This window comes from Microbulbifer variabilis ATCC 700307 (assembly GCF_000380565.1).
GTDB classification, from domain to species: domain Bacteria; phylum Pseudomonadota; class Gammaproteobacteria; order Pseudomonadales; family Cellvibrionaceae; genus Microbulbifer; species Microbulbifer variabilis.
This window is the reverse complement of sequence record NZ_AQYJ01000027.1, coordinates 399651-419659: the sequence shown is the minus strand read 5'-3', so window position 1 is coordinate 419659 and position 20009 is coordinate 399651. Positions and strand designations below refer to the sequence as shown.

The 20009-nt window shown below is 51.6% G+C and carries 20 protein-coding genes; 9 read left to right on the top strand and 11 right to left on the bottom strand.

Annotation, left to right across the window (positions count from 1 at the left end; all coding sequences use genetic code 11):
* Positions 1 to 5: 5 nt before the first annotated feature.
* Positions 6 to 2123, top strand: a complete 2118-nt coding sequence (gene spoT / locus G367_RS0114995; RefSeq protein WP_020413964.1) for a bifunctional GTP diphosphokinase/guanosine-3',5'-bis pyrophosphate 3'-pyrophosphohydrolase — start codon at positions 6 to 8, stop codon at positions 2121 to 2123.
* Positions 2124 to 2255: 132 nt separating this feature from the next.
* Positions 2256 to 2639, top strand: a complete 384-nt coding sequence (locus G367_RS0114990; protein ID WP_020413963.1) for a RidA family protein — start codon at positions 2256 to 2258, stop codon at positions 2637 to 2639.
* Positions 2640 to 2685: 46 nt separating this feature from the next.
* Here G367_RS0114990 and G367_RS0114985 read toward each other — a convergent pair whose 3' ends face one another.
* Both G367_RS0114985 and G367_RS0114980 read right to left on the bottom strand, forming a co-directional pair.
* On the bottom strand, positions 2686 to 3570 hold the full coding sequence (locus tag G367_RS0114985) for an NAD-dependent epimerase/dehydratase family protein (RefSeq protein WP_157533535.1): 885 nt from the start codon (positions 3568 to 3570) through the stop codon (positions 2686 to 2688).
* Positions 3571 to 3802: 232 nt separating this feature from the next.
* Positions 3803 to 4063, bottom strand: coding sequence for a GlsB/YeaQ/YmgE family stress response membrane protein (locus G367_RS0114980; protein ID WP_020413961.1), 261 nt, complete (start codon positions 4061 to 4063; stop codon positions 3803 to 3805).
* 201 nt (positions 4064 to 4264) lie between these two features.
* Here G367_RS0114980 and G367_RS0114975 point away from each other — a divergent pair, with 201 nt between their 5' ends.
* Positions 4265 to 5185: a hydrogen peroxide-inducible genes activator gene (locus tag G367_RS0114975; protein WP_020413960.1), complete on the top strand. Its 921-nt coding sequence runs from the start codon at positions 4265 to 4267 to the stop codon at positions 5183 to 5185.
* On the top strand, positions 5164 to 7266 hold the full coding sequence (gene recG, locus G367_RS0114970; RefSeq protein WP_020413959.1) for an ATP-dependent DNA helicase RecG: 2103 nt from the start codon (positions 5164 to 5166) through the stop codon (positions 7264 to 7266). The genes G367_RS0114975 and recG overlap by 22 nt, the downstream gene beginning before the upstream one ends.
* A gap of 11 nt (positions 7267 to 7277) precedes the next feature.
* Here the strand turns inward: recG and G367_RS23960 are convergent, their stop codons facing one another.
* Complete coding sequence (locus G367_RS23960) at positions 7278 to 8597, bottom strand: dicarboxylate/amino acid:cation symporter (RefSeq protein ID WP_020413958.1); 1320 nt, start codon at positions 8595 to 8597, stop codon at positions 7278 to 7280.
* 156 nt (positions 8598 to 8753) lie between these two features.
* Between G367_RS23960 and G367_RS0114960 the strand changes: the two genes are divergently transcribed.
* The 4 genes from G367_RS0114960 to phoR all read left to right on the top strand — a co-directional run bounded on the left by G367_RS0114960 (position 8754) and on the right by phoR (position 12514).
* A complete protein-coding gene (locus tag G367_RS0114960; protein WP_157533534.1) occupies positions 8754 to 9338 on the top strand; it encodes a chorismate--pyruvate lyase family protein in 585 nt (194 codons plus the stop codon).
* 57 nt (positions 9339 to 9395) lie between these two features.
* A complete protein-coding gene (gene ubiA / locus G367_RS0114955) occupies positions 9396 to 10238 on the top strand; it encodes a 4-hydroxybenzoate octaprenyltransferase (RefSeq protein WP_051089518.1) in 843 nt (280 codons plus the stop codon).
* Positions 10239 to 10347: 109 nt separating this feature from the next.
* The gene (gene phoB, locus G367_RS0114950; RefSeq protein ID WP_020413955.1) at positions 10348 to 11052 is read left to right on the top strand and encodes a phosphate regulon transcriptional regulator PhoB; all 705 of its coding nucleotides are present in this window, start codon (positions 10348 to 10350) and stop codon (positions 11050 to 11052) included.
* 136 nt (positions 11053 to 11188) lie between these two features.
* Positions 11189 to 12514 (top strand): phosphate regulon sensor histidine kinase PhoR, encoded by a 1326-nt coding sequence (gene phoR, locus G367_RS0114945; RefSeq protein WP_020413954.1) that lies wholly within the window; start codon positions 11189 to 11191, stop codon positions 12512 to 12514.
* A gap of 35 nt (positions 12515 to 12549) precedes the next feature.
* Here phoR and G367_RS0114940 read toward each other — a convergent pair whose 3' ends face one another.
* The 4 genes from G367_RS0114940 to G367_RS0114925 all read right to left on the bottom strand — a co-directional run bounded on the left by G367_RS0114940 (position 12550) and on the right by G367_RS0114925 (position 14926).
* Entirely contained in the window at positions 12550 to 12909 is a 360-nt protein-coding gene (locus G367_RS0114940) for a hypothetical protein (protein ID WP_020413953.1), read from the bottom strand.
* A gap of 2 nt (positions 12910 to 12911) precedes the next feature.
* Entirely contained in the window at positions 12912 to 13523 is a 612-nt protein-coding gene (locus tag G367_RS0114935) for a DUF938 domain-containing protein (RefSeq protein WP_020413952.1), read from the bottom strand.
* Complete coding sequence (gene yaaA, locus G367_RS0114930; RefSeq protein WP_020413951.1) at positions 13520 to 14296, bottom strand: peroxide stress protein YaaA; 777 nt, start codon at positions 14294 to 14296, stop codon at positions 13520 to 13522. The genes G367_RS0114935 and yaaA overlap by 4 nt, the downstream gene beginning before the upstream one ends.
* 150 nt (positions 14297 to 14446) lie before the next feature.
* The gene (locus G367_RS0114925) at positions 14447 to 14926 is read right to left on the bottom strand and encodes a DUF4265 domain-containing protein (RefSeq protein WP_020413950.1); all 480 of its coding nucleotides are present in this window, start codon (positions 14924 to 14926) and stop codon (positions 14447 to 14449) included.
* A gap of 69 nt (positions 14927 to 14995) precedes the next feature.
* Here G367_RS0114925 and G367_RS0114920 point away from each other — a divergent pair, with 69 nt between their 5' ends.
* The gene (locus G367_RS0114920) at positions 14996 to 16282 is read left to right on the top strand and encodes a M48 family metalloprotease (RefSeq protein WP_020413949.1); all 1287 of its coding nucleotides are present in this window, start codon (positions 14996 to 14998) and stop codon (positions 16280 to 16282) included.
* 81 nt (positions 16283 to 16363) lie between these two features.
* Here G367_RS0114920 and G367_RS23955 read toward each other — a convergent pair whose 3' ends face one another.
* From G367_RS23955 to phoU, 4 genes are all read right to left on the bottom strand, one after another.
* A complete protein-coding gene (locus tag G367_RS23955; RefSeq protein WP_020413948.1) occupies positions 16364 to 17209 on the bottom strand; it encodes a putative porin in 846 nt (281 codons plus the stop codon).
* Positions 17210 to 17791: 582 nt separating this feature from the next.
* Entirely contained in the window at positions 17792 to 18595 is an 804-nt protein-coding gene (locus tag G367_RS0114910; protein WP_020413947.1) for a putative porin, read from the bottom strand.
* 291 nt (positions 18596 to 18886) lie between these two features.
* Complete coding sequence (locus tag G367_RS0114905) at positions 18887 to 19201, bottom strand: antibiotic biosynthesis monooxygenase family protein (protein WP_020413946.1); 315 nt, start codon at positions 19199 to 19201, stop codon at positions 18887 to 18889.
* Positions 19202 to 19284: 83 nt separating this feature from the next.
* Positions 19285 to 19986, bottom strand: a complete 702-nt coding sequence (gene phoU / locus G367_RS0114900; RefSeq protein WP_020413945.1) for a phosphate signaling complex protein PhoU — start codon at positions 19984 to 19986, stop codon at positions 19285 to 19287.
* Positions 19987 to 20009 lie beyond the last annotated feature (23 nt).

The window sequence follows — 20009 nt, the reverse complement described above, 5'->3', positions numbered from 1 at the left end:
CGGCATTGCACACCATCGATAGTCTGGCCCACCGCCTCTCTTCATACCTGCCCCCCGATCAGATCCAGATAGTCCGTCGCGCCTACTTCTATGCGGAGCAGGCCCACGACGGCCAGCAGCGTCGCTCCGGCGAGCCCTATGTAACTCACCCACTGGCGGTGGCTACCATCCTTGCGGGCATGCATATGGATCACGAGAGCCTGGCCGCGGCCATGCTGCACGACGTGATTGAGGATACCGGGATTCCAAAGGCAGCTCTGGCTGAGCAGTTTGGCAGCGAGGTGGCCGATATTGTCGACGGCGTCTCCAAACTGACCCAGTTTGAAACTGACAGTGCGGCAGAAAAGCAGGCAGAGAACTTCCAGAAGATGGCCCTGGCCATGGCGCGTGATATCCGCGTAATCCTGGTCAAACTCGCTGACCGACTGCATAACATGCGTACGCTGGGCGCGCTAAAACCGCAAAAACGCGCACGCATCGCCCGGGAGACCCTCGAAATCTACGCCCCTATCGCCCATCGCCTGGGCATGAATGATGTGCGTATCGAGTTTGAGGACCGCGCCTTCTTCGCAATCTATCCACTGCGCGCCAGCCGGTTACGCGCCGCCCTTGTAGCCGCGCGCGGCAATCGCAAGGAGCTGTTAGAACAAATCCAGAATGCTATCGAGTTGCGCCTGCAGCGAGAGGGGATCAGCTCTCTGGTCATTGGCCGCGAGAAACATCTATACAGCATCTATCAGAAGATGCGCGCCAAGAAGAAGTCATTTAAGGAAATCATGGATGTCTACGCCTTCCGCATTATCGTGGACAGCGTGGATACCTGTTACCGGGTTTTAGGTGTGATGCACAGCCTGTATAAGCCGGTCATTTCCGAATTTAAAGACTACGTCGCCATCCCCAAATCCAATGGCTACCAATCACTGCACACCGTTTTGCTCGGCATGCATGGGGTACCAATCGAGGTACAGGTTCGTACCAAGGAAATGGATGAGATGGCCAATAGTGGCATTGCTGCCCACTGGTTGTACAAAGCTTCCGGAGATGAAGTGATTAATACCGGCGGCACCAGCCAAGTGCGCGCGCGCCGCTGGGTGCAGGGCTTGCTGGAAATGCAGCAACGCGCTGGTGACTCGTTGGAGTTTATTGAAAACGTTAAAATCGATCTGTTCCCCGATGAGGTGTACGTATTCACCCCCAAAGGTCAGATTGTCGACCTGCCAGCCGGTGCCACTGCCGTGGATTTCGCCTACTCGGTGCATACGGATATCGGCAACTCCTGTGTAGCGGTGCGTATTAATCAGCGCCTGGCGCCGCTATCGCAACCCCTCGAAAGCGGTCAGAGAGTGGAAATCCTCACCCGTAAAAGTGCCCAGCCGAATCCCAACTGGCTCAATTTTGTCGTCACTGCCAAGGCGCGCAGTGCAATTCGGCACTTCCTAAAGCACCAGCGTCACCACGACTCTATTGCCCTGGGACGACGCCTGCTGGAAAAGGCTCTGGGAAAATTCGACACGCGCCTGGAGGAGCTCACTCCGGAACAATTGGAACGTGGCCTACAGGAAGCCAAGTGCGCGACACTGGACAAGTTGCTCGAAGAGATAGGCCTGGGCAATAAGGTCGCCTTCTCCGCCGCAAAGCTACTGGCACCAGCCCACAGTGAAGAGGCGGAAACCGGCAATATTTCTTCACCACTGACGATCGATGCCCAGGAGGGCATGATGATCAGTTTTGCACGCTGCTGTCGCCCGATTCCCGGGGATACCATCCTGGGTCATATCAGCTCCGGAAAAGGCGTTGTGGTACACCGCGATACCTGCCGCAACACCAGTGAGTTCCGTGAACACCCAGAAAACCTGATGCTGGTGAACTGGTCTCCCGACGTAACTGGAGAATTCCTCGGTGATGTTCGCGTGGAGGTTGAATCGGAGCGAGGCATTATTGCGCGTCTAGCCACCCGCATTACCGAGGAGGGGGCCAGCATTGAACAAATCAATGTGGATGAAAAAGATGCGCACAATAGCGTGATCTCCCTGACGCTGGAAGTGAGTGGGCGGGTGCATCTGGCAAGGGTGATGAAACGACTGCGCAACCTGCCATCAGTAATCCGTATCTCCCGCCCCTAAGGCGCTTATCAGCTCATTATTTATGCCTCTTAGCAATGCAATGATGGCTGCCAGTAACGCTGACATTTGCCATCAAAGCACGTTATATTTAGCCGCTTTCCGTAAATACCAATAAGTAATGGAGTGCCCCGCATGCCCAACCGCGCAATTATCAAAACTGACAAGGCTCCGGCTGCAGCTGGTACCTATTCACAAGCGGTGAAGGTTAACAACACGGTTTACCTATCCGGGCAGATAGGGCTGGACCCAAAAAATCAGCAGATGGTTTCAGGCAGCTTCGCCGATGAAGCACGCCAGGTATTTCGCAACCTGAGTGCCGTGTGTGAAGCGGCAGATGGCTCACTCAATCATATTGTGAAGCTGAACTTGTTCATCACCGACAGCGGTAATTTTGCTGCGGTCAATGAAATCATGGCTGAATTTTTCCAGGAGCCTTATCCAGCACGGGCCACTGTAGTCGTCAAAGAGCTCCCACTGGGGGCCCAGTTTGAAGCCGAAGGCGTAATGGTGCCCTGATTTTCTACAATGCAAAATAAAGCCGGGCCAATCGCCCGGCTCATCTCTACCCTTCCGCTTCAAGAAGGGCGCTATAGCCCACTTTATAATCCGGATACTTCAGCTCGTAGCCGCTGGCCAGCATTCGCTGATTACTGAGCTTCTTAGATCGACGCTCACTGGTTTGCACTATCTCGCGCAAATGGGCACTGGTATAGCCCATCGCCTTCACCAGCCACTGCTGCAACTCATACATGGGCACCGGCTTGCTATCGGCACCAATATATAAGTTTTCTGGGGACCAGCCCTGTTTATGTCTCTCAATTAGATGCAATAAAAAGCCAATGCAGTCATCCACATGAATGCGATTGCTGTACTGTGGAGGTTGCGGAGGGGCACAGCGTCCGGCACGTACCTGGGAAAGCAGGCGGTCACGGCCCGGCCCATAAATACCGGCAAAACGCACTATGCAAGTGCCGGGCATCGCCGAGCGGATGATATCCTCCGCAGCCAGCAGAGCCTCTCCCTGAAAACCACTGGGGACAGGGGGAGTCTGTTCATCGATAAAATCATCGCCGCTCTGACCGTAAACCCGGGTGGAAGATACCCAAAACACCAGGCGCGGAGGTTTAGGCAGGTGCGGGATCGCCTCGGCGAGAGCCCGAGCAGTCTCTACATAAGCACGCTGGTATCCATTAGGTGTGTGTTCGTCGGGGGTAAATGTGGCGAGTATGATATCGGCACCATCTGCCAGCAGGCGCTCAATGTCACCGGCCTTTGTGGCATCTCCCCTGCGCCAGTTAACAACATCGGCGCGGCGCTTACTCGCCAAAGCCACCAGTGGGTTACGACGCATTCCGAAAACGCTGTATTTCTTCCGGTCGATATTCAGCGCGAGGCGCGCCCCAAGGTCACCACACCCAAGGATCCAAAGCTTTTCTTGTTGTGTCATATAGTTCTCGGCGGAGGGTGCCAAGTGCCGCACCAACCGTCATATTCCCTTAATTTTTATGCTGTTGAGTCCTGTTGGAGAAACATAAGATCCTCTGCAACACAGATCCTTCTCACCCGATCACTCCGGGCCCTCCAAAATTAACCCGCAAACGATTGCGATACCACCATCCATGGATACCGAAGCGGGGCAGCTTATGCCCCACAAATCAAACTGCCGCTCTGGTTTTGAACTAGTTACCGCGCCGCTTGAGTAAACGGTATACAGCGAGAAAGATTATCGCACCAATGGTCGCTGTTATTATGTCGCCAAATCCGAAACCGGTCACGGGTCCGCCGAAACCAATTAAGGCACCGAGCCAGCCTCCGATAAACGCACCGATAATGCCGATGACCATAGTCACTATCCAGCCACCAGGGTCTTTGCCTGGCATGATCCACTTGGCCAATGCGCCGGCAATAAGTCCGAGAATGATCCAGGATAGAACTCCCATGACGTTTCTCCGTTCGGTATGCCCCCATAAGATATAGCAAAATTTTGCGCCTCAATCCCCTATCGACGTCCACAATTGGTAAATTTTTCCAACTTTCAGTCTCCAGGCAGAAGGCTAGGGGCAGGGTGAGACACAGTATTGGCGAGCAGCTATTATTTATGAATAATAGCTATCACCTGAGACCATTTAATTGTCTTTACCATGACCCTCAATGAATTGCGTTATATAGTCACCCTCGCCCAGGAACAGCATTTCGGCCGTGCCGCCGAGCGCTGTTTCGTGAGCCAGCCGACCCTGTCCATTGCAGTGAAAAAACTGGAAAAGGAATTGGGTGTTGCGCTGTTTGAGCGCTCCAAGACCCGGGTACAGGCGACACCACTAGGAGAGCGAATTGTCGCCCAGGCCCAACTTGTGCTCGAACAGTCTGCGGCAATCAAAGATATCGCCAGCGCCGGTAAGGACCAGCTTTCCAGCCCTCTCTCTGTCGGAGCAATCTTTACCATTGGCCCCTACTTGTTCCCACACTTCATTCCCCAGTTGCAACACCTGGCCCCAGATATGCCTCTGTATGTGGAGGAGGGGTATACTGCCACTCTGCGCCAGCGTTTACGCAAAGGCGAACTCGACGCAATTATTATCGCGCTGCCGTTTACCGAGCCTGATGTCGTGACACAGCCCCTCTACGATGAACCTTTTGTGGTGCTGATGCCATCCGGTCACCCTCTCACCCAGTTTGAGACTATCGACCCGGAACAATTGACTGGTGACAATGTACTTTTACTAGGTGAGGGACACTGTTTCCGCGATCAGGTACTAGAGGCCTGCCCACACCTCCAGTTGACCATGGAAAAAGATAACGGTGGCGGCATCCGCACCGCCGCCGATGGAAGCTCATTGGAAACCTTGCGCCATATGGTGGCTTCGGGGCTGGGCATCACGGTACTGCCCCTGTCTGCAGCTACAGCTTCACAATATGCGAGCGGCCTGCTGGAGACCCGCCCATTTGTTGCACCGGGGCCTCGTCGCACCGTCGCCCTGGCCTGGCGCGCCAGCTTCCCACGCCACCGCGCCATTGATATCCTGCGAGAGGCTATCAGCCAGTGTCACCTGATCGAGCCCTAACCAGCCTCTCAGAACAACCTATTACCGCTCTCAAGGGGGTAGGGGATAAGTTTGCCCAGGTGCTGGCCAAACTGCATATTTACTCCTTGCAGGACCTACTGTTCCACCTGCCACTGCGCTATCAGGACCGCACCCGCATAGTGCCGGTTGCGGGGCTCACCGCTGGTATGGATGCAGTCATCGAAGGTGAGGTAACAGCAGCTGATATCGTCTTCGGCCGGCGGCGCAGCCTGGTTGTGAAATTGCAGGATATGAGTGGCAGTATCACACTGCGCTTTTTCCATTTTTCTGCAGCACAGAAAAACCGCTTTGCCCGCGGCGTACGCCTGCGCTGCTTCGGCGAGGCCCGTCGCGGCGCTGCTGGGCTAGAACTCTACCACCCGGAAACCGAGGTTGTTGGCAGCGAGAATTCTGCCACAGAAGAAACCCTCACCCCGGTTTATCCATTGACCGAGGGTGTTAGCCAGGGACGCATGCGCGGGCTGATGCAGCAAGCCGTGATGCTCTTGAGAAGTGGGGCCGTCACCGAGTTACTCCCCACAGAGTTATTACCCAAGGCACTGCGTTACCCTTTGAGGGATGCCCTGATTTACCTGCATTCACCTCCTGCTGGTACCCAGCTGGAGCAGCTCGGCGCTGGTATACACCCTGCACAGCAACGCTTGGCGTTGGAGGAATTACTCGCTCATCACTTAAGCCTGTTGGAGCTGCGGCGTAATAGCACCAGAGTTGCAGCTCCGCCGCTATCTGTAAATGAGTCCCTGGAGAGGGATTTTCTCTCGCGTTTACCATTTTCACTCACCGGCGCACAGCAGCGGGTATGCGGGGAAATCGCCGAGGATCTCGCCCGGGACGCCCCTATGATGCGCCTGCTGCAGGGGGATGTCGGTGCAGGCAAGACTCTGGTGGCGGCCATGGCAGCACTAAAGGGCATAGGCGTCGGCGCCCAGGTGGCCGTAATGGCACCCACTGAAATCCTCGCGGAACAGCACAGGATTAACTTCTGCAACTGGCTCGACCCTCTCGGCGTACAAGTTGCCCAGCTCACCGGCAGCCTGAAAGCCGCTGAGCGACGCGAGCAGCTGGCTAAAGTAGCCAGTGGTGATGCCCAACTGGTGGTGGGAACTCATGCACTTTTCCAAGCGGAAGTGGTTTTCCACAACCTGGTTCTGGTTATTATCGATGAGCAGCACCGCTTCGGCGTACGCCAGCGCTTGGAGCTTCGTGAAAAGGGCGCAGCCAGCGGTGCCACTGGCCGGCTGCAACCGCACCAATTGATCATGACTGCGACTCCAATTCCTCGCACCTTGGCTATGTCGGCCTTTGCCGACTTGGATTGTTCCGTCATTGATGAATTGCCGCCGGGGCGGCAACCCATAAACACGGTAGCTATTTCCAATGATCGCCGAGACCAAGTAATGGAGCGCGTGCACAGCGCCATTGCCGAAGGCCGTCAGGCCTACTGGGTCTGCACCCTGATTGAAGAGTCCGAGAGCCTGCAAGCTCAGGCAGCAGAGTCCACTGCACAGGAGCTGGCGGAAACGCTGGATGGCGTACGCGTGGCCCTGGTGCACGGTCGTCTCAAGCCAGAGCAAAAAGAGCAGGTGATGAGCGCTTTTAAGGCGGGTGAAGTGGACCTGCTGGTAGCGACCACTGTGATTGAGGTGGGGGTGGATGTGCCCAATGCCAGCCTTATGATTATCGAAAACCCTGAGCGGCTCGGTCTGGCCCAGCTGCACCAGCTGCGCGGTCGCGTGGGACGCGGCTCCATCGCCAGTCATTGTGTGCTGCTCTACGGTACTCCTTTATCGCAAAATGGGCGTGCACGCCTACAGGCACTGCGTCAACATAGCGATGGCTTTGCTATTGCGGAGGAAGACCTGCGACTGCGTGGCCCCGGGGAGATTCTCGGCACACGCCAGACCGGTGAAATCCAGCACCGCATCGCCGATTTGCAGAGAGATGCCGAACTGTTACCCCAGGTGCAGAGGATCGCTGCATCCCCAACGCTAAATCAGGAAATGCGATGCCAGCTGATAAAACGCTGGCTGCAAAACAAGCCCCGTTTTGCCGAGGCTTGATGAAAGGCGCCTCAGTGGGCGCCAACAGTATTTTGATTATCGTTGATGCTTACACTCTTGTAGTTGGCATCGTAGTAAGTCTCTTCATCGAGAGCCCCTTCGCTCTTCGCCACCACACTACTTACCACCGCATCACCGGTAATATTCACCGCAGTACGCACCATATCCAGCAGACGATCGACACCGATCACAATAGCAATGCCTTCTAGCGGCAGACCCACCTGCTGCAGCACCATACCGAGCATAATCAGACCCACACCGGGTACACCGGCAGTGCCAATAGAGGCCAGGGTGGCAGTAAGAATCACTGTAAGATAACCGGTCAGGCCAATCTCCACACCGAAGAACTGGGCAATAAAGACCGTAGCCACCCCCTGCATAATCGCAGTGCCGTCCATATTGATAGTGGCACCCAAGGGAATAGTGAAAGCGGCAACCTTGTTATCTACGCCCAGGCGTTTCTCCACTGTAGATAGGGTCACAGGAATAGTGGCTGCGGAGGAGGCAGTACTGAAAGCGAAGACCATGGTGGACCACATTTTCTTGAGTAACTCCAACGGATTGAGGCCACTCAACATCTTCAAAAGCAGCGAGTAAGTCCCCAAGGCATGTAGCAGCAGGGCACCTAGTACAACCAGGAAGTACTTGCCTAACTGCAAGAGCCCTCCAAACCCCAAGTCAGCAAAAGTTTTTGCCAAAAGGGCAAAAACTCCATAGGGGGCAAACACCATCAGCACACCCACCATGCGCAATACGACAGCATTCATATCATTAAAGAAAGCAGCGATGCGCTGGCCCGGCTCGCCACAGCGGGAAATCGCATAGCCCATCAGCAGGGCGAACACGATAATCTGCAGCATATTACCTTCAGCCATTGCGGCTACTGGGTTAGTGGGGAAAATATTTACCAGCACTTCGGAAAGGGGTGGGGATTCCTTTGGCTGATAAGCCGCGGTGGCCTCTGCCGCGGTTTCACTCACACCGACCCCAGGCTGGAATATCAGTGCCAAACAAAGGGCCAGAGTAATAGCGATGGCTGTGGTCAGCATATAGAGCAGAACAGTTTTACCCGCCAATGGGCCAATACGGCTGCCTTCCGATAAAGCACAGGCACCACTAATCAGGGAAACCAGCACCAGCGGCACCACCATCAGCTTCAGTGAGGCAATAAATATACGGCCGATGATGTCAAAAAGACCCTCGGTCAGGTAAAGGTTAATGGCGCTGGTAACACCCTCGCCGAGCAGCTGGCTCATATTCAGGAAATTGAACAGGCACCCCAAAAGAATGCCCGCAATCATCCCCACAAGAATTTTGGTCGTAAGCCCCATAACAAGCTTCTCTTTATGGATTCGTTATAGATTCGTTGTTTTCGTCAAAGAGGGCACTATATCCACTGGCGACTCAGGGAGCAAAAATGCAACAGGGTGAGGCCAGCCGCCAACAGCCGAGGTACAATGCCATTTTTCCAGACTGCGGAGTTATCGTTGCACCAATCCCCATTTGTACCCACCGGCGATTGGCGTGGGCAGCCCCTAGAGCCAACACTCCCAGAGCCTCCCGAGTCACTGTTGCCCTGGCTGGAATATTCGGGCTCGCTGACGGCGGCTTTGAAGCAGCAGAGCGGCGAGGATTTTCGTGTACAGGTCCTCTTCCAGGGCTGGCAAACACCCCTTGCTGAGGAGTGTCGCGCACTAAAACTGCGTGCGCACAGTCGCGCCCTGGTGCGGGAGGTTTTACTGTATGGCTGCGGCCAGCCCTGGGTATACGCCCGCAGCGTATTGCCGATGCGCAGCCTACAAGGCAAGTCCCGCAATTTGCGCAGCCTGGACGACCGCCCATTAGGGGAGTTACTTTTCAGCGAGCCAGGTATTCGCCGTGGTGATATTCAATTTAATCGCCTGCAGCGAAATCCGAATTTCCAGCTGGAGACCCTGTGCAATGAGAATAAGAACGCCTGGGGTCGCCGCTCTACTTTCTGGCTTCGGGACAAGCCCCTGCTGGTAGCAGAGACATTTCTCTCAAGTTTCCAGCCAGAGACCTCACCTTTAGCCGCCGCAGTCACTAACTAGATACTGGGAGAGTCCACCGTGATCAGCCAACAGATTGCCACCCGCTGGCCCGCAATCATGCCCTACTGGCAGCTGGCTCGCATGGATAAACCCATCGGCTCTCTGTTGCTGTTATGGCCCACTTGGGCAGCACTATGGCTGGCTGCGGATGGCTGGCCGGGACTGCACCTGTTCTCCGTATTCACACTTGGAGTGATCCTGATGCGTGCAGCCGGTTGTGCAGTAAACGATTTTGCTGATCGTGAGATCGACGGCAAAGTAAAACGCACTGCTGAACGCCCCCTGGCTACTGGCAGTATCACTCCAAAAGAAGCACTTGGACTTTTTGCCGGACTCAGCCTGTTGGCCTTCGCGCTGGTACTGACAACCAACCAACTGACTATTCTTCTTTCCTTACCCGCTCTGGCACTAGCTTTCTGCTATCCCTTTGCCAAGCGTCACACCCATCTGCCCCAAGTGGTACTGGGTGCTGCCTTCAGCATGGGCATTCCCATGGCCTTCGCCGCAGTAACTGGCAAAGTCCCACCACAAGTCTGGCTCCTCTATGTTGCCAACTTGCTGTGGACCCTGTGTTACGACACTTTCTACGCCATGGTGGACCGGGATGACGATCTGAAGATTGGGGTTAAATCCACAGCAATCCTTTTTGGAGAGATGGACAAAGTCATGACTGCCGCCCTGCAGCTACTGGTATTGATGGCACTGCTGCTCATCGGCCAACGCTTTAGCCTCGGGGGCACTTACTACGTTTCCCTTATCGTTGTGGCCTCATTGTTTGCCTACCAGCAATGGCTGGTTCGCGAACGGGGGAGAGAAGCCTGTTTTCGTGCGTTTCTCAACAACAATTGGGTAGGGTTGGCGTTATTTACCGGAATTTTTCTGCATTATCTGTTTAATTAACTGCTGACTGGGAACCGGACAGCAGCCGTCATATATTTGTCATATTAATCTCGTTTAATCCCCAGCCATAACCGGGAAAACCTGGAAGCTGAGCGGGAATGGCAGGCAAATGCACAGTAAAACGATTCTGATTGTCGATGACGAGGCCGCAGTACGCGACATGCTGCGGATAGCGCTGGAGATGGCAGATTACCGCTGCCTCGAAGCCGAGAACGCCCAGGAGGCCCACGCCCTGATTATCGATGAAAAGCCGGACCTGATCCTGCTCGACTGGATGCTGCCGGATGTCTCCGGTGTCGAGCTGGCCAGGCGCCTCAAGCGCGATGAACTGACCGCTTCAGTGCCCATCATCATGCTCACGGCAAAAGGCGAAGAAGATAATAAAATCAAGGGGTTAGAGACAGGCGCCGACGACTATATCACTAAGCCCTTCTCCCCCCGCGAACTGGTTGCACGCCTCAAGGCTGTGTTGCGGCGCGCAGGGCCGGCCACACCGGAAGACCCATTGAGTGCCGGCAACCTGGTGCTGGACCCTCTCAGTCACAGGGTGACTATCAAGGGACAGCCTGTAGATATGGGCCCCACCGAATTTCGCCTGCTGACCTTTTTCCTATCGCACCAAGAGCGAGCCTACACACGTACCCAATTGCTGGACCATGTCTGGGGCGGCAACGTATATGTGGAAGAGCGCACTGTGGACGTGCATATCCGTCGCCTGCGCAAAGCCCTGACAGTGGATGGTCATGACCGATATATCCAGACAGTACGCGGAACAGGCTATCGATTTTCTGTGCAAACTGTCGAAAAAGTGTGACAATCCCCACAGATCGGCACTGACTTCCACGGGAACCAATGGTCACACTTCAGAACTATGGGTTTCCAAGATGTATTGACCGTGAAGGGCTGCCAGGCAGAGCCCTTTCGCGTCCGTCAGGTAACACGGCAACGCTATGTTGGATCGCAGTATTGGCGAGTTTTCGCGTTTTGTAATTATCGCTCTGGGCTGCACCATTCTCGGTTTCACCTCAGGCAACTGGTCGCTCGCCCTAATTGCGGGCCTGGCCGCCTACCTTCTATCTGTATTGTGGCAACAACAGCGCTTCAACCGCTGGCTGGCCAATGGCCGGCGCGGACCCGCTCCCACCTCTTTCGGTATCTGGGGCGAAATCTACGATGACTTCTATCGTATGCAACGCCGTCATCGCCGTGAGAAACAAAAGCTGCACGCTATGTTGCGGCGGGTACAGGACAGTACCAGCGCTCTGCGTGAGGGCATAGTTGCTCTCGAGAATGGCGACCATTTGGCTTGGTGGAACCCCGCTGCCGGTGAGCTACTCGGCCTGCAGGCCAGTGACAGCGGACAATCCCTGGTCAATTTTGTCCGTGACCCCAACTTTGTCAGCTACATGCACAGCGAGGATACCGACTCGCGCGAGCCTCTGACCCTTCCCGCCCCAGGCAATGAAGCACTGCACCTGCAGCTGGAGGTTACCCGCTATGGAAAAGATGAGGCACTGGTTATCGTTCGCGATATCACCCGCTTGCACAACCTGGAGCAGATGCGCCGCGATTTTGTTGCCAATGTCTCCCACGAACTACGCACCCCACTGACAGTCATTGCCGGCTACCTGGAAACCCTGCAAGGCAGTGATATGGCACCACCCGCATGGCAGCGTCCACTGGCACAGATGGAGGAGCAGGCCGCACGCATGACCACACTGGTCAACGACCTGTTGCTTCTGGCACGCCTGGAGACCTCTGAGCGCACTGGCGGCGACATGCTGATAGATGTGCAGGAACTGATGGAGCGTGTAGCGCGGGAAGCACGCAGCTTTAGTGGTGGTCGCCACCAGATAGAGGTGGAAAACGAAATCCCCAGCTGCATTCGCGGTGATGCTAGCGAGCTACACAGCGCCTTTGCCAACTTGGTGCTGAATGCGGTGAAGTACAGCCCTGATGAAGGGGCCATCAAGCTTCGCTGGTGGCAGGACAACCGGGGCGGTCACTTCAGTGTGGAGGACCGAGGCATAGGTATTGACCCTTTACATATCCCGCGCCTTACTGAACGCTTTTATCGGGTCGACCCCGGTCGCTCGCGAGACAGCGGCGGCACAGGCCTGGGACTGGCTATCGTGAAGCACGTTCTGATACGCCACGGCGGTGAAATGAGTGTTGAAAGTACTCCCACACAAGGCAGCACTTTCACTTTGCACTTCCCTGTCAAAAAAGTGGTTAGCAAAGTAGAGCAAGGTCCTGAGGTGACAGTGGGCGCTTAAACACCGCCCCACTCCTTACCCAGATAAAGCCGGGGTTAATCAAACTCCTCCAGCCTTACCTTTTCACCATTTTTTGTATAGGTGCTCTCGTCCTCATCATTAACCGGTGTACTCTCCCTGCTCAGGATCAGGTGGTGCAATTGCAAATCCCCATCACGCAGCAACAGGTGCTCATTGCCCTCATCGTCCGTAGGCAGGGGCCGGGAACCCAGTAAAGCATCGCGCAAGGCGCGCAGGCGAGGCACATCCTTATAGCGGTTCAGGTCATTAGAAAGGCGCGTCTTCATACGCTCACTTTCGTGCAGGGCAGCAGCAGTCTCACGATACTTGGCAAAAAAATACACAGCGCCAATTGCAAAGGCCACAATTACCGTTACTTCAAACCACGCAGGCATACTTACTCCTTATTATCGTTTTTACGCCAGACAACCAGTTGATTATTGGCTGGCAGGAAACTTAGCTCTTCGCGCCGCATATCCGCATCTGCAGCGAGCTGATCCAACCATTCCAGGTCACGGATACCACTGGCTGGGTTGCGCTCCTTGAGCCAGAGATCAAAATCGGCATTGCTTGGCCCGATAAAAGCCCCATCAATTTTCACAGGACCGTAGACAACCAGCTGACCACCGGACTCCAAGACCGAGGGGAGCTTGTGGAAAAAGCGCTCTACCGATTCTCTCGACATGATATGCAGGGTATTGGCGGTAAAGACCACGTCTGCACTGAGCTCTGGCCAGTCGCTATCGACATCCAGGGCAAGAGGCTTTAGCAGGTTTTGCGCGGGCTGCTTCTCCAACCAGGCGCAAACTCCCGGTAACATCTCCGCACGTTCAGAAGTCTGCCAGGTTAATTGGGGCAACTGAGGAGCAAAGTAGACCGCATGCTGCCCGGTACCACTTCCAACTTCCAGCACTTGCCGGCTATCAGCCAGCAGGCGTCGTAATTGTTCAAGGATGGGATCACGGTTACGCGCGCAGGAGGGAGCATCCGGTAGGGCCTGCTCGCTCATTGCGCTTCGTCCCGGGTAAATACCCAATCGTGTTCACTGGACATTTCAGGGCTGTATTCATACCCCCCGACATCAAAGCCCTTCAGCTCTTCTGCCTTTTTTACCCGCTGGTCGATAGCCCAACGACTCATCATGCCCCGCGCCTTCTTAGCGAAGAAACTGATCATTTTGTACTGGCCATTTTTCAGGTCCCTGAAGTGTGGGGTAATCACTTCGGCATCGAGCGCCCTGGGTCTGATCGACTTGAAGTACTCGTTTGAGGCCAAGTTAACTAACTCACGGCTCTTGAGGCTATGCAACTGCTCATTGAGAGCCCCGGTGGTTTTCTCTCCCCAAAATTCATACAGGTTCTTACCACGGGAATTCTCAAACTTGGTGCCCATCTCCAAACGGTAAGGCTGCATCAAGTCCAGTGGGCGCAGGATACCGTAGAGCCCCGACAACATACGCAGATGTTTTTGCGCATAGCTGAAATCGCGCTTGCCCATAGACTCTGCATCAAGACCGGTATAAACATCGCCTTTAAAAGCGAGCAGCGCCGCTCGTGCATTCGTAGCAGTAAAAGGCCGCTTCCAGGATTGGAACCGATCGTAATTCAGGATGCCCAGCTTATCGGAAATTTTCATCAGGCTGGAAATCTGCTGCGGGCTGAGTTTACGCAGCTCTTTGATCAATGCTGCAGACTCCTTGAGAAACTCCGGCTGGGTGGTTTCCAATTCGGGAATTTCACTCTCATAATCCAGCGTTTTCGCGGGAGAAATCACTATTAACATCGGATACCTTACTTTCCTCTGCCTAACCATCGCTGTTAGCGACGTTCCAAACCAATTGCGAATCTAGGGCATACCTGAAATTTTGCCCGGCTCTCTTAGCATAATGCGGCAGTAAATATTGCTACTACCCTTGATTTACCCCGGCCGTGACTATTCTGGCTTTAGAATATCCTGCCACCAATTCAAGGGGGTCTGGCCATCCTTGGGATCATACACGTTGCCGTAATACCAGACACTGTTGGCCCCATCGCAGACACTATTCAGGATCTTTTCAATTTTTTCGAACCCGCAGCTGACATGAATGCTGTATACCAGCATACGCGGAACTTCCAGATCCAATTCGCCTCCAAGTTTTTCCAATTGGGGGGTTAATTTATCCGAAAGCTCTGCGCTATCACCGCGACAAAATACTCGGATTGACAAATTACCAGAGCGTTTTACCAGCTCAAACTGCTGGGTATCTTTATCTACCTTGATACTATCGCCGCTGGCGATGCCCTTTATAAAAGCGGGGGAACGTACCAGCTGACAGCTACTGTCTTCATTAATACGCACCTGCAGGCGTTCTACCACCGGCTCGCCATCAGGGTTCGTGCCCGCAAACAACTCGATTACCTGTAGTGCTGTCATAACCTCTCTTCCCGGACTGTGTACAATGGGTGATCGCTAAATACTCAGCATTATACAGGGAGGCAGGCAATGATCTCGCGCAACCAGACTTTCTTCGCGACTGCGGCATTTGTAACAACCTCAATTCTCAGTGGTTGCGTTGTCAACCCCGTAACCGGAGAACAACAATTCTCCCTGATCTCAACCCAGCAGGAACTGAGCCTGGGGCAGCAACAGTACCCTAAAAACCAGCAGCAACAAGGTGGGCAATACACCATAGACCCCAGCTTGCAGGATTATGTGAACAGGGTGGGACAAAAACTGGCTAGAGTTTCGGACCAGCCCCAACTGCCCTATGAGTTCGTCGTGCTCAACAATTCCGTGCCCAATGCCTGGGCCCTACCCGGCGGTAAAATCGCCGTTAACCGTGGCTTGCTGGTGCTGCTGGACGATGAAGCTGAGTTGGCCGCTGTGTTAGGGCACGAAATTGTTCACGCCGCTGCGCGGCATTCAGCTACAGCCATGTCACAGCAACAGGTGCTGGGCGCAGGGCTTGCTGTCCTGGGCGCAGCGGCAAAAGACACCGCCTATGCAGACCTCATCTCTACCGGCAGCCAGCTTGGTGGCTCAGCCTATATCGCACGCTATGGTCGCGGCAATGAGCTGGAGTCTGATGAATACGGCATGAAATATATGGCTGCTGCCGGCTATGACCCCCAAGGAGCAGTTCGCCTGCAGCGTAAATTTGTTGAGCTCTCCAAGGGGCGCCAGACCAACGGACTGGAAGCACTATTTGCCAGCCATCCCCCATCACAATCCCGTGTTAACGCAAATATTGAGCACAGTAAAGCACTGGCAAAAGGGGGCATTAGCAACCGTGGTGCCTACCAAAAAGCGATTAGCCAGCTTAAACGCGATGCCGATGCCTACAAAAATTATGATGAGGCATTGAAGGCAGCAGGTAACAAGCAATATGACAATGCCCTAAACCTCGTGCGTAAAGCGCAAAAACAACAGCCCAAGGAAGCAGCTTTCTTCGCACTGGAAGGTGACCTGCTTGCGCAAAAAAAACAGTACGCCAGCGCCCACAAAGCTTATGATCGTGCTGTACAAAAAAACCCAGCCCTATTTTCCCATTGGCTGAAACGTGGAATGGTCAGTGCACAACTTAAGGACTATACATCGGCTGAAAGAGACCTAAACCGCTCTCTTCGCTACCTGGATACGGCTTACGCACATTACTATCTGGGTGAAGTCTATGAGAAGCAAGGCAATGTACAAACTGCTTTTCAGCATTACCAGACTGCGTCTCAAGCAGGAGGAGAAATTGCATCGAAAGCTCAGGCAAGAATGCAGGGGCTGACAAATAGAGGATAGTTTAATTGTAATTTAAAATATCCGGCACTATAAAATCTATAAAAAGGGCTATCTCATATAGCCCTTTTTACTTTCTTTCACTCAGAATTGTACAGTCACACCTAGTTCAAATTTCTTTACATCCACATCTGGATTCAAGGCCTTTGCATAGATATCATTTCCAAAACTGGAATGCTTGAAAACATTCTCTAAAATAGTGCTATAAGAAGCGTCCACAGCTATATTACGATTAAAAAAGTGAGAAAACCCTAACTTGTAATCATTATTTCTATCGTAATCAATTCCAAATGAAGTATTCTGTGTAAAGTAGTAATCTGTGCCCACTTTCCAATAATTATCTCCACCATCTATATTGAGGTAGCTAAAATCTGCAGCTAAATATTTATTATCACCTAAACCTGCAAAATATTTAGAAGAAAACAGCTGCCAATCAAAAAGTTCATCAGCAACGAACCCAAACCCAATATAATCAGTACTATTTAGCTGATAATTGTAGCGCGCCTCAACATAAGTGTCGCCTTCAGTATTATATAACTTCATCAGAAAATCTGGAGTAAACAAGTATCCCAAAGCTATAGTATTGAAACTATTTTCCGTAAAATCTGTTAAGTTAGCGCTAACTAAAAAACCATTTTCAGCAAAATACTCACCAGCGAAAGCAAAGTTATCATTGTTCCAATCTCCAATATTTCGATGGTAATATGCCGCTGATATATTGCTAGATTTATTGATAAATTCAAATTCTTTTAGCGGGCCAAGAGTATCCTTCCCAGAAAAATAATAGGTTGTTTCCACAGAAAAATCATCGCCACTTCCACTGTCAAAATCTAGATTAGAATAGCCTGCAGTAGTAATTGATTTGTACTCTTCAGCTGAAGCAACAGCCGAGAAAAATACCAGTAAAAAAGCCGAAACCCTAAGTTTCATTTAAATCTCCTTCTTATTAGCTATTTTCAAATATATGGCGCCAAATAGGACTCCTCCTCCAGGAAAAAATTCAAATTAAAGTAAAAAATCCAATAATCAAATAAAATCAATTTTCTTGAGCGCCAAAAAGAGCTGAATTACACTTAGAATTCAAATAAGTTCCCATCGATAGCAAATAAATATTATGCAGCAACCCTAGCTGGGAAAATATTCAATTACCTTTTCAAGGTATAGATAAATACTGCAAACCAATAAGATTACTGAGCAAGTATAACGAAATATTCAAGCTTCATTTTAATAGCTTAAAACTTAAGACTGTTATCAACAAATTAATATCGAATACAAAAAATCTATGGATTTGGAGTCTTAATACAACTAATAAATTACTCGAAACTCTTATTGCAATTTGTAGCAGACCTTCATATTAACCTGGATAATGCATGTTGATAGTAAGGTAGCATTTAGAGGGATTTTAAATATTATCAGTTGATCGAAAATCTAGAAGGGTTAGTGCGGATAGATAGAATAATATAAATCCAGAAATAAAAGGGCTATCTTAGATAGCCCTTTTATGAGTCCAAATTATAGCTGCACAGTCAGCCCTAATTGGTATACATCGTAGTCAAAATCACTATCAGTATTGGAAACATAAGCCGCTTCAACAGCAAAATTCTGGTTGAAGAAGTGGTTCATGCCCAGCTTATACTCATCGTTTTCATCGAATGAGAAACCGATGGAGGTACGCTGAGTAAAGAAGTACTCTGTACCTAAAGACCAATAATCGTCACCTTCATCATAGTTCGTATAAGTCAACTCTGCGGTTAGGTATTGCTCACCACCCAAGTGAGTGAAGTACTTGGAAGACAGTGAGCGAGTATCAAACTCTTCATCAACGAATAAATTAAAACCGATATAATCGGTAGAGTTTAATTGATGATTGTAACGAGCATTTAATGAAAATTCATTGTCGCTATCATCATCAACATGATTCAGGGTTACCAAAAAATCGGGAGAAAACAGATATCCAATTGACTGATAATCTACATTACTTTCCCAAAGGTCAATAATTCCTGCACCAATAACAAAGCCACTGGATGTAAAGTACTCACCACCTGCAGAGAAAGTATCGGAGTCAAAGCTTCCGATATTGTAATGAGAAAATCCTGCAGAAACGTTACTAACCTTATTGATGTATTCAAATTCTTTCAGTGGGCCGAGAGTTTCTTTACCACTAAAATAATAAGTTGTTCCAAAATCAAAACGGTCTGCATCAACGGAGCCGGACTCTATATCAGAGTAACTAGCTTTGGTAAATGAATTGTACTCCTCGGCAGTTGTAGTAGCCGCGAGAAGCATCAGGGGAAGAGCAGCGAGCTTGAATCTCATATCAAAATCCTTCGTTAACGTTGGGATCCAAATTGGGCAGCGGATTGTAACAAAAGTTTTTTAGTTCGCAACAACAGTAAATTACAAAAAGTCAGTTAACTATTTTTTTGCGGCAAGTTGAACAAAACAGATGGTTGAATTGACTGGAACAAAAAGATAAAAATGCTTGTAATACAGCGTAATAATTAACTAGAAAAACAAATCACAAAAAATAATATAATTTTATATTTTTTAATTTTCATCTTCTCCACTGGCTTTATTCAGCTTGCATTCAGTTTGGAGTCACTAATATTAATCCAAGCTAAAATTAACAACCCATTGAGGGTCTTCAAATTCACCCAGTGAACGAATTTCGACGAAGGGAGCAACACTGCGAATGATTTTATCGATCTCCACAGAATGCTGCGTCTGCATTGCATCCCTATCTTCCTTACAATGCCAAGTGGCAACAGCAAGCAATTTTCTTGGATCATCAATTTTCCGGTGAAGTTCCGTCCCCATCGCGCCGGGATATTGCTGAATTAACCTGGACGCTCGTACCCAGGCTTCAGCATATTCCTCAGCACTGAATCCCTCTTTGATATGAACTTCGAAAATATATTTCATCGCTTCCTCTCAGGACGCCCGAGCTGGAAAAACCTGCAATAAAAAAAGGCCGCTTAATGCGACCTCTATAGCGGACTGGAAGTTCAAGACTTCCGCAAATTTTTTTCATGGCCGTGGCGAATATCCGCACCTTCCACCAAATAAACTACCTGCTCACAAATATTCTTCGCATGGTCGCCAATACGCTCCAGTGAACGCAGCGCCCAAAGCACGTTGATCACTCGCGAAATACTACGCGGGTCTTCCATCATATAAGTGACTAACTCGCGAACCGCGGTGCGGTAATCCATATCCACCTGCTCATCTTCCGCCAGCGTGCGCAGGGCTGACTCAACATCAAAACGGGTGTAGGCATCCAGGGCATCGTTGAGCATCTTGCGCACGGCATTGGCGATATGGCGTATTTCAGTATAACCACGGGGTGAGGTGCCTTCATCGGTGAGGGCAATGGCCATTTTTGCAACCTTGCAGGCCTCATCGCCGATGCGCTCCAGATCACGAGCTATGCGAGTTACCGACATCACCATCCGTAAATCCGAGGCGGCGGGCTGGCGTTTAGCAATAATTAAAGTCGCGTGCTCGTCGAGTGCCATCTCGCTCTTGTCGATCTCCTCTTCGACACGCAAAACCTCCTCAGCCAGCTGACTATCAGCATTGGACAAGGCATCTACAGCATCGGCGACCTGACGGGCAACCATGCCGCCCATCTCCAACATCTCGGTCTTAATACCTTCCAGGTCCTCGTTGAACTGACGGGAGATATGCTGATCGAAGTGCATTTCCATAGTGTTCCCTCGGGGCGTGGCCA

Bases quoted from the DNA above. Each gene is read 5' to 3' on its own strand.
- ubiA (WP_051089518.1), top strand. From the start codon at position 9,396: ATGCCCTACTGGCAGCTGGCTCGCATGGATAAACCCATCGGCTCTCTG.
- G367_RS0114925 (WP_020413950.1), bottom strand. From the start codon at position 14,926: ATGACAGCACTACAGGTAATCGAGTTGTTTGCGGGCACGAACCCTGAT.
- G367_RS0114940 (WP_020413953.1), bottom strand. From the start codon at position 12,909: ATGCCTGCGTGGTTTGAAGTAACGGTAATTGTGGCCTTTGCAATTGGC.
- phoU (WP_020413945.1), bottom strand. From the start codon at position 19,986: ATGGAAATGCACTTCGATCAGCATATCTCCCGTCAGTTCAACGAGGAC.
- G367_RS0114985 (WP_157533535.1), bottom strand. From the start codon at position 3,570: ATGACACAACAAGAAAAGCTTTGGATCCTTGGGTGTGGTGACCTTGGG.
- G367_RS0114920 (WP_020413949.1), top strand. From the start codon at position 14,996: ATGATCTCGCGCAACCAGACTTTCTTCGCGACTGCGGCATTTGTAACA.
- phoR (WP_020413954.1), top strand. From the start codon at position 11,189: ATGTTGGATCGCAGTATTGGCGAGTTTTCGCGTTTTGTAATTATCGCT.
- G367_RS0114990 (WP_020413963.1), top strand. From the start codon at position 2,256: ATGCCCAACCGCGCAATTATCAAAACTGACAAGGCTCCGGCTGCAGCT.
- G367_RS0114910 (WP_020413947.1), bottom strand. From the start codon at position 18,595: ATGAGATTCAAGCTCGCTGCTCTTCCCCTGATGCTTCTCGCGGCTACT.
- G367_RS0114980 (WP_020413961.1), bottom strand. From the start codon at position 4,063: ATGGGAGTTCTATCCTGGATCATTCTCGGACTTATTGCCGGCGCATTG.
- G367_RS0114975 (WP_020413960.1), top strand. From the start codon at position 4,265: ATGACCCTCAATGAATTGCGTTATATAGTCACCCTCGCCCAGGAACAG.
- G367_RS23960 (WP_020413958.1), bottom strand. From the start codon at position 8,597: ATGGGGCTTACGACCAAAATTCTTGTGGGGATGATTGCGGGCATTCTT.
- yaaA (WP_020413951.1), bottom strand. From the start codon at position 14,296: ATGTTAATAGTGATTTCTCCCGCGAAAACGCTGGATTATGAGAGTGAA.
- G367_RS0114935 (WP_020413952.1), bottom strand. From the start codon at position 13,523: ATGAGCGAGCAGGCCCTACCGGATGCTCCCTCCTGCGCGCGTAACCGT.
- G367_RS23955 (WP_020413948.1), bottom strand. From the start codon at position 17,209: ATGAAACTTAGGGTTTCGGCTTTTTTACTGGTATTTTTCTCGGCTGTT.
- G367_RS0114905 (WP_020413946.1), bottom strand. From the start codon at position 19,201: ATGAAATATATTTTCGAAGTTCATATCAAAGAGGGATTCAGTGCTGAG.
- phoB (WP_020413955.1), top strand. From the start codon at position 10,348: ATGCACAGTAAAACGATTCTGATTGTCGATGACGAGGCCGCAGTACGC.